The sequence below is a fragment of the Frankia sp. AgKG'84/4 genome (genome assembly GCF_023242965.2).
Classification (GTDB): domain Bacteria; phylum Actinomycetota; class Actinomycetes; order Frankiales; family Frankiaceae; genus Frankia.
Window position 1 is genome coordinate 1 of the sequence record NZ_JALKFU020000262.1, and the last position, 7,102, is coordinate 7,102.

Annotated in this window: 8 protein-coding genes; 6 read left to right on the plus strand and 2 right to left on the minus strand. The window is 71.7% G+C overall.

Features of this window, described 5'->3' with window-relative positions:
• The first annotated feature begins 16 nt into the window (after positions 1–16).
• The 3 genes from MXD58_RS16225 to MXD58_RS16235 all read left to right on the plus strand — a co-directional run bounded on the left by MXD58_RS16225 (position 17) and on the right by MXD58_RS16235 (position 3,073).
• The gene (locus tag MXD58_RS16225; protein ID WP_250609488.1) at positions 17–940 is read left to right on the plus strand and encodes an ABC transporter ATP-binding protein; all 924 of its coding nucleotides are present in this window, start codon (positions 17–19) and stop codon (positions 938–940) included.
• Entirely contained in the window at positions 937–1,770 is an 834-nt protein-coding gene (locus tag MXD58_RS16230) for an ABC transporter permease (RefSeq protein WP_374616200.1), read from the plus strand. Before MXD58_RS16225 ends, MXD58_RS16230 begins: the two co-directional genes overlap by 4 nt.
• A gap of 163 nt (positions 1,771–1,933) precedes the next feature.
• Complete coding sequence (locus MXD58_RS16235) at positions 1,934–3,073, plus strand: COX15/CtaA family protein (protein ID WP_248840763.1); 1,140 nt, start codon at positions 1,934–1,936, stop codon at positions 3,071–3,073.
• A gap of 115 nt (positions 3,074–3,188) precedes the next feature.
• Here MXD58_RS16235 and MXD58_RS16240 read toward each other — a convergent pair whose 3' ends face one another.
• Entirely contained in the window at positions 3,189–3,470 is a 282-nt protein-coding gene (locus tag MXD58_RS16240) for a hypothetical protein (protein WP_248840764.1), read from the minus strand.
• A gap of 228 nt (positions 3,471–3,698) precedes the next feature.
• On the opposite strand from MXD58_RS16240, the gene MXD58_RS16245 reads away from it, so the two are divergent.
• From MXD58_RS16245 to vanX, 3 genes are read left to right on the plus strand one after another with little or no spacing between them, the layout of a single operon-like run.
• The gene (locus MXD58_RS16245) at positions 3,699–4,739 is read left to right on the plus strand and encodes an NAD(P)-dependent oxidoreductase (RefSeq protein WP_284678447.1); all 1,041 of its coding nucleotides are present in this window, start codon (positions 3,699–3,701) and stop codon (positions 4,737–4,739) included.
• The gene (vanA, locus tag MXD58_RS16250; RefSeq protein WP_248840766.1) at positions 4,732–5,778 is read left to right on the plus strand and encodes a D-alanine--(R)-lactate ligase; all 1,047 of its coding nucleotides are present in this window, start codon (positions 4,732–4,734) and stop codon (positions 5,776–5,778) included. The genes MXD58_RS16245 and vanA overlap by 8 nt, the downstream gene beginning before the upstream one ends.
• The gene (vanX, locus tag MXD58_RS16255; protein WP_248840767.1) at positions 5,768–6,418 is read left to right on the plus strand and encodes a D-Ala-D-Ala dipeptidase VanX; all 651 of its coding nucleotides are present in this window, start codon (positions 5,768–5,770) and stop codon (positions 6,416–6,418) included. Before vanA ends, vanX begins: the two co-directional genes overlap by 11 nt.
• Positions 6,419–6,547: 129 nt before the next feature.
• Here the strand turns inward: vanX and MXD58_RS16260 are convergent.
• Positions 6,548–7,102 (minus strand): class F sortase (locus tag MXD58_RS16260; RefSeq protein WP_374616203.1); only part of this gene is annotated, 555 nt, incomplete at its 5' end.

Consider the following 7,102-nt stretch of genomic DNA (forward strand, 5'->3'; position numbering starts at 1 on the left):
CGCGAAGGAGACCGCGGTGGCGCCGCCGCCGTCCCCCGCGGTGCCGGCCGCCACGGCACGCGGGCCGTTTCGCGCTGTCGACAACCTGTCGCTGGGTGTTCCCGTCGGCTCGGTGACGGCGCTGCTCGGGCCGAACGGCGCCGGCAAGACCACCACGGTGGAGATCTGCGAGGGGTTCCGCCGGGCCGACGCCGGTGAGGTGCGCGTCCTCGGTCTCGACCCGATCGCAGACGCGGTTGCCCTGCGGCCCCGGGTCGGGGTGATGCTGCAGTCCGGCGGGATGTACCCGGGTGCCCGCGCCGGGGAGATGCTGCGCCTGGTCGCGGCCCACCACCGCGAGCCGCTCGACCCCGGTGTGCTGCTCGACCGGCTCGGGCTCACCGACTGCGCCGGCACCCCGTTCCGCCGGCTCTCCGGCGGCCAGCAGCAGCGCCTGTCGCTCGCGATGGCCATCGTCGGCCGCCCGGAGCTGGTCTTCCTCGACGAGCCGACGGCCGGTCTCGACGTCGCCGGGCGCCGCACGACCTGGGAACTGATCGAGGAGCTGCGCTCCGCCGGCGTCACCGTCGTGCTCACCACCCACGCGATGGACGAGGCCGAGCGCCTCGCCGACCAGGTAATCATCATCAACCACGGCCGGGTCGTCGCGGTCGGCTCGCCCGCGGAGCTGACCCGCGGCGGCGCCGAGGGCCAGCTCCGCTTCCGCGCGCCGGTCGGGCTGGAGCTCGGCAAGCTGCTGCTCGCCCTGCCCGACGGCACCACCGCCCAGGAGGGGCCCGCCGGGCACTATCTCGTCCAGGGCACCGTCGACCCGCAGCTGCTCGCCGCCGTCACCGCCTGGTGCGCCGGTAACGGCGTGCTCGCCGAGGACCTCCGGGTCGAACAGCGCACGCTCGAGGACGTCTTCGTGGAGCTGACCGGAACGGAGCTGCACCCGTGACCACCGCCGACGCCCCCCGAACCACCGCAGCGGGCCGCCGCGGACCGGCCGGGAGCGGGCTGCTCGATCTGCGCCCGGCGCCCGGTGCGGCGGGCCGCGCGCGAATGTTCGCCGCCCAGACCCGCCTCGAGCTCGTCCTCACCCTGCGCCGCGGCGAGTCCGTGCTGCTCACCATGATCATTCCGGTGGGTCTGCTGGCGTTCTTCACCGCGGTCGACGTGCTGCCCAGCGGCTCGCAGAAGTCGGTCGACTTCCTCGTCCCGGGGGTGCTCGCGCTCGCGGTGATGTCGACCGCGTTCACCGGCCAGGCGATCGCGACCGGGTTCGAACGCTCCTACGGCGTGCTCAAGCGCCTGGGCGCGACGCCGCTGCCGCGCTCGATCCTGCTCGCCGGCAAGACCGCGGCGGTGCTCGCCGTGGAGGTCGTCCAGCTGGTCCTGCTGGTCGCCGTCGGATTCGCCCTCGGTTGGGACCCCGCCGGCGGCCCGGGGGCCGTGCCCGCGGTGCTGGCGCTGGTCGTGCTCGGCACGGCGGCGTTCTCCGGGCTCGGCCTGCTCATGGCCGGCACCCTGCGCGCCGAGGCGACCCTCGCCGCCGCCAACGGCGTCTACCTGCTGTTGCTGCTGATCGGCGGGGTCGTCTTCCCCCTGTCGGAACTGCCCGGCTGGCTGCGGACGATCGCCCAGGGGCTGCCGACGGCGGCGCTGTCCGACGGCCTGCGCCACGTCCTCGCCGACGGTTCCGGGCCCGGCGCGCGCCCGCTGATCGTGCTCGCCGTGTGGGCGGTCGCGAGCCTGGCGCTGGCGGCGCGCACCTTCCGGTGGGAGTGACGTCGGTGGGAGTGACGTCGGTGGGAGTGACGTCGGTGGGAAGGACGCCGGTGGGAAGGACGCCGACCGGGGCGGCCGCGGGTCCGGCGCGGCACGCGGTGTGATCAGAGGCCCGGCCCGAGCGGGCGCGCGGGCGCCGGAGCCGGGCGCGGGGGACGTTACTATGACTTCCGTGCCAGCTTCTACAGCGCGTCGGAGATTGCCGCTCGTCGGCCGCCGCGCGTTCCAGCTCGTCACCGCCCTCAACGTGGTCCTGCTGTCCCTGATCGTGGTCAGCGGCGGGGCGGTGCGCCTGACCGGCTCCGGCCTGGGCTGCCCCACCTGGCCCCAGTGCGGCGACGGCTCGTTCACCCCGCACTCCGAGTACGCCCTGCACGGCGTGATCGAGTTCGGCAACCGGGTCGTCGGCCTCGTCGTCGGCGTCGTCGTGCTGATCACGCCGCTGATGGCGCTGGGGCTGCGCGGCGGGCGGCGGCGGGACCTCACGCGGCTGTCATTCGGACTGTGGATCGGCTATCTCGGCCAGGCGGTCCTCGGCGGCATCACCGTGCTGACGAAGCTGCACCCGGCGACCGTGGCCGCACACTTCCTGCTCTCGATGGTGCTGCTGTGGAACGCGGTCGCGCTCGACCGCCGGGCCCGCCAGGGCGCGGGGCCGGCCACACCGGCCGTCGCTCCCCCGCTGCGGTGGCTCGCCCGACTCCTGGTCCTCACCTCGGCGGCGGTGCTCGTCCTCGGCACGGTCGTCACCGGGACCGGCCCGCACAGCGGCGATGCCACCCACGTCGCGCGGTTCGGCTTCGACATCGCCACCGTCGCGCAGCTGCACGCCGACGGCGCGATGCTGCTCACCGGCCTCGTCGCCGCGATGGTCTTCGCGGTGCGGGTCAGCGCGGCGCCGCCGGCCGCCCGCCGCGGCTCCCTCGTCCTGCTCGCCGTCATCATCGCGCAGGCCGCCATCGGATTCGCCCAGTACTTCCTCGGCATCCCGTCCGGCCTCGTCGCCCTGCACATGACCGGCGCCACCGTCCTGTGGGTCGTGGCGCTGGGCCTGTGGCTCGCGATGGCCACCCGCCCCGCGATCGAGGGCGACACCCCGCTCGCCCAGCCGACCCCGATCACGCGGCCGGCCGCGACCACCTCGTCCACCCCGGTCGCACAGCACTTGACGGCCGCGCAGCCCGTCCCGGCCGCGCAGTCCGCCCCGGCCGCACAGCCCGTCCCGGCCGCGCAGTCCGCCCGACGTCGACCGCGGAAGAGCAAGGACGAGACGACCGGCCGTCCGGCCGGCCAGCGGGTGTAGGTCACCCGGTTCCGCCGTACGGCTTTGCGTCCAGTTTGTCGGTATAGCGCGACCTTGTCGAGGTGGGTCCCGCCGGAGGCATCGACGGCCCAGGCGTCCGCCACGATCGGCTCGCTCACCAACGGGCTCGGCGCTGCGGAGCACGGTCGCCACCAGTTCCCTGGCGCTGGTCCTGCCCCGGCGCCGGGAGCCGGGCATGCTCACCGCCACCCAGGCCGGCCGGCCTGGGTGGCGGGTCGTGGCCGTCGACGTGCTCGCCGGCGAAAGCCACGAAAAGACCACCCCGCCTGGCCTGGCGGCCGTCGCGCACGGTCGGTGCTGTCGCCGTCACGGTACCGTCACCCAGGAGCGTTCCGCCGACGACGGTGGCGATCTCGCTCAGGGCGAGCGGAATCACCCCCCGGGCCCCGCGGCGGCGGCCGTCGACGCGCGGCGACCGCCAGCCGATCGGGCCGTTGGCGGGGCGGCACGGGCCGAAGAGGCAGGGGTGGAGGAGTTGGGGGTGGACGCGGGCGGAGGCTGATCCCTGGTGGGCCACCTCCGCGGTCTTTACCGGCCCGGTTATATCGTCGGCATCTCGAAAACCCCACACGTGCCGATACATCACGCCGTCTTGGCTGGAGTCATGACCTGCAGCGAACCAGCACGGACTGTCACCCGCCGCGGCGGGTCGCCCACCGTGACGCCCTCCCCTGTCGCCCCGGCGACAACGGGCATCACGGTCTACGGCTGCGCGCAGGACGAAGCGGCATTCTTCCGGGAGACGGCGCCACGCCTTGGCGTCACGCCGGTCATCACCGCGGCGGCGGTGTCCGAAGCCAACGTCGGACTGGCGGCCGGGAACCGGTGCATCAGTGTCGACCACCGGACCCAGATCCCTCGTTCCACACTTCTCGCCCTCAGCCGGGTCGGTGTGACGTACATCTCCACGAGGAGCATCGGCTGCAACCATATCGACGTGGACGAGGCGGCGAGCGTCGGAATTTCCGTGGGGAATGTCGCCTACTCACCCGACAGCGTGGCCGACTACACGCTGATGCTGATGCTGATGCTGCTGCGAAACGCGAGATCCACGGTCATCCGGGCCCACGCCCACGACTATCGACTGAACGAGGTGCGCGGGAAGGAGCTGCGCGACCTGACCGTCGGGGTGGTGGGAACCGGGCGCATCGGCGCCGCCGTCATAGACCGACTACGGGGCTTTGGCTGCCACATACTGGCATGCGACAGAAATCCCCGGGCGTTCGCCGACCATGTTCCCCTCGACGAGCTGCTGGCGCGGAGCGACATCGTGACGCTCCACACCCCGCTCGCCGCGGACACCTATCATCTCCTGGATAGCCGACGCCTCGGACAGATGCGGCGCGGCGCGTTCATCGTCAACACCGGACGCGGTCCACTGCTGGACACCGAGGCCCTCGTCTCGGAGCTGGAGGGCGGCGGACTGGGCGGCGCGGCGCTGGACGTCATCGAAGGAGAGGAAGGCGTCTTCTACGTCGACAACAGCGGCGAGACCATCCGGAACAAAGCTCTGCTGCGCCTACAGGAGCTACCGAACGTCATTGTCAGTCCGCACGCGGCCTACTATACAGACCACGCCATGCGGGACATCGTTGAGAACTCAATCATTAACTGTCTGAGATTTGAAGGTGGCCAGCATGGCTAGGATCAGGATCGGGATTGTGTTCGGAGGCCGCTCCGAAGAACACGGCGTCTCCGTCAAGTCCGCGCAGGAGGTTGCGAAGAGCCTCGACACCGAAAAGTACGAACCGTTCTACATCGGGATCACGAAGAGCGGCTCCTGGCAGCTCTGCGACGGCCCCGCCGCGGACTGGGAGGACGGCGGGTGCACGCCGGCGGTGCTCTCGCCGGACGAAAGCGTCCACGGCCTTCTCGTCCAGGCGCAGGGCGGGTACGAAACAGTCCACCTGGACCTGGTGCTGCCCGTGCTGCACGGCCGGCTTGGCGAAGGCGGTGCGATGCAGGGCCTGCTGGAACTTTCCGGCATCCCCTACGTGGGTTGTGACGTGCAGAGCTCCGCCCTGTGCATGGACAAGTCCCTCGCCTACGTCGTCGCCCGCGCCGCGGGAATCGCCACCCCGAACTTCTGGACCGTCACGGCGGGCGAGACCGTGGATCCCACCGGCCTCACCTATCCCGTGTTCGTGAAGCCGGCCCGTTCGGGTTCGTCCTTCGGCGTCAGCAAGGTAACGTGCGCGGAGGAGTTGCCGGGCGCGGTGGAGGCGGCTCGGCAGTTCGACACGAAGGTGTTGGTCGAGGAGGCTGTCGTGGGCAGCGAGATCGGCTGCGCCCTGCTGGGAAACGGTGCGGAACTGACCGCCGGCGAGGTCGATCGGGTCGCCCTCTCACACGGGTTCTTCCGCATTCACCAGGAGAGTACGCCGGAGCAGGGCTCCGAAAACTCGACGTTCATCGTTCCCGCCGACATCTCGGCACAGTCGCGGGCGCTCGTCCAGGAGACCGCGAAGGCGATCTACCGTGCCCTGGGGTGCCGGGGACTGTCCCGCGTGGACATGTTCCTGAAGGAGGACGGCGAGGTCGTCCTCAACGAGGTCAACACCCTGCCGGGCCTGACCTCCTACAGCCGTTACCCGAGAATGATGGCGGCCGCCGGGCTGCCGCTCGGCGAGGTGCTCGACCGGCTGGTATCGCAGGCGCTGTCAGGACAAACAGATGAACGATGACTTCGTCTTTGTGGACGAGTTCTCGGCGGGCCTGCGCTGGGACGCCAAATACGCCACCTGGGACAACTTCACCGGCCGGCCGGTGGACGGCTACCTGGTCAACCGGATCGTCGCCACGAAAGCTCTGTGCGCGGCCCTGGAGGACGCGCGGGAGGAGGCCGCGTCCCGTGGCTTCGGCCTGCTTCTCTGGGACTGCTACCGCCCGCAGCGCGCCGTGGACTGCTTTCTGCGCTGGGCCCGGCAGCCGGAGGACGGCCGGACGAAGCAGCGGCACTATCCGAACATCGACAGGGTCGACATGTTCAGTCGCGGCTATGTGGCCGCCAGGTCGAGCCACAGCCGCGGCAGCGCCATTGACCTGACGCTTTACCACCTGGCGTCGGGCGAGCTTGCCCCGATGGGCGGGCACCACGACCTGATGGACACGGTCTCCCATCACGGCGCACCTGGCATCACGCGGACCGAGGCGGAGAACCGTCAGTCCCTCTGCTCGGTCATGACGGCCTGCGGATTCAGGTCCTACGACCTCGAGTGGTGGCACTACACGCTCGCGGACGAACCCTTTCCGGACACGTATTTCGATTTCCCCATCGCCGGCCCGGGTCGCCCCGAGGGCACTGAACGTGCACTGACGGCGTAGACCCCCCGGACCCGGTCCGGGGGGTCGGGCCAGAACCACCAGTCGGCGGCCCGGCCTCCCACCCGCGAAGACGCGCCGGGTGGCTTCACCGGGACGCCGAGCCCCCGGCACCGGCGGGTTTCGCCCGCGTCAGACGACGTGGGCGAAGACCACGACGTTGTCGATGTAGTGGCCGGTCCCGTGGTTGAAGGCGCCCCCACAGGTGATCAGGCGGAGCTGCGCGCCGCTGCCCGAGTGGTAGACCTCCTCATCCGGAAACTCGGTCTTCGGGTACTCGGCCAGCCTGTCGACGACGAAGGTCACGGTCGTGCCGTCCGCGCGGTCGACGAGCACCTGTGCGCCCGCGCGCAGACCGCGCAGCCGGTAGAAGACCGCGGGGCCGGTCGTCGAGTCGACATGCCCGGCGATCACAGCCACGCCGTCGTCGCCCGGCTCCGGGCCCGCCTCGTTCCAGCCGACCTCGGTGAATCCGGCCGGGGGGATCAGCGTTCCCGCCGCGTCCAGTGCCAGCGGGACGACGGGCGCGGTCACGGCGATGTCCGGCGCCCGCAGCCGCACCGGGTCCGCCGCGCTGCCCACCGCCGACCCGCCCGCCACCACACCGCCCGCCACCAGACCGCCCGCCACCAGACCGCCGGCCGCGCCCGCCCCGGCCGACCGCGTCACGCGCCGGCTCGGATCGAC